The sequence below is a fragment of the Paenibacillus germinis genome (assembly GCF_013141785.1).
Taxonomy (GTDB): domain Bacteria; phylum Bacillota; class Bacilli; order Paenibacillales; family NBRC-103111; genus Paenibacillus_E; species Paenibacillus_E phytorum.
This window is the reverse complement of record NZ_WHOC01000174.1, coordinates 1-714: the sequence shown is the minus strand read 5'-3', so window position 1 is coordinate 714 and position 714 is coordinate 1. Positions and strand designations below refer to the sequence as shown.

Sequence of the window (714 nt, the reverse complement as noted above, 5' to 3'; positions counted from 1 at the left end):
CTAGTTGGGTATTTTTTTTGCCGGCTCTTTTGCGCGGAAATAAGGCCCGTTGGTCAAGTGGTTAAGACACCTCCCTTTCACGGAGGTAACAGGGGTTCGAGTCCCCTACGGGTCATTATCATGAACGCTTAGCTCAGCTGGGAGAGCACTACCTTGACAGGGTAGGGGTCGGCGGTTCGATCCCGTCAGCGTTCACCATATCATGTACATTTTGGAGCTGTGGTGTAGTGGCCTAACATGCCTGCCTGTCACGCAGGAGACCGCGGGTTCGAATCCCGTCAGCTCCGCCATTTTTACAAATCAAGCATGGCTCGGTAGCTCAGTCGGTAGAGCAGAGGACTGAAAATCCTCGTGTCGGCGGTTCGATTCCGTCCCGAGCCACCACTTCACCCCAAAAAGTGAAGTAGTGTCTAAGGTGTAGTTTCCGATTACTTTTCGGGGACCCCATAACTAAATAAGCCGTTGTAGCTCAACTGGTAGAGCAACTGACTTGTAATCAGTAGGTTGGGGGTTCAAGTCCTCTCGACGGCACCAGAATAGCCAAAAAGTGAAGCGAAGCGTTGTAGTAACGCCGATTACTTTTCGGCCCAGCAAGACTTAATTATATGGCGGTCGTGGCGAAGGGGTTAACGCACTGGTTTGTGGATCCAGCATTCGCGGGTTCAAGTCCCGTCGTCCGCCCATTATTTTTCAATCAAGAACTCATGTCTTACA

6 tRNA genes are annotated in these 714 nt (G+C 51.1%); all 6 read left to right on the top strand.

Features of this window, described 5'->3' with window-relative positions:
* Positions 1 to 43 precede the first annotated feature (43 nt).
* The 6 genes from GC102_RS33550 to GC102_RS33525 all read left to right on the top strand — a co-directional run bounded on the left by GC102_RS33550 (position 44) and on the right by GC102_RS33525 (position 681).
* Positions 44 to 115 (top strand) — tRNA-Glu (locus tag GC102_RS33550).
* Between the two features lie 7 nt (positions 116 to 122).
* Positions 123 to 198, top strand: a tRNA-Val gene (locus GC102_RS33545).
* Between the two features lie 15 nt (positions 199 to 213).
* Positions 214 to 290, top strand: a tRNA-Asp gene (locus tag GC102_RS33540).
* Between the two features lie 18 nt (positions 291 to 308).
* A tRNA-Phe gene (locus GC102_RS33535) sits at positions 309 to 384 on the top strand.
* 74 nt (positions 385 to 458) lie between these two features.
* Positions 459 to 534, top strand: a tRNA-Thr gene (locus tag GC102_RS33530).
* Positions 535 to 608: 74 nt separating this feature from the next.
* Positions 609 to 681 (top strand) — tRNA-His (locus GC102_RS33525).
* The last annotated feature ends 33 nt before the right edge of the window (positions 682 to 714 follow it).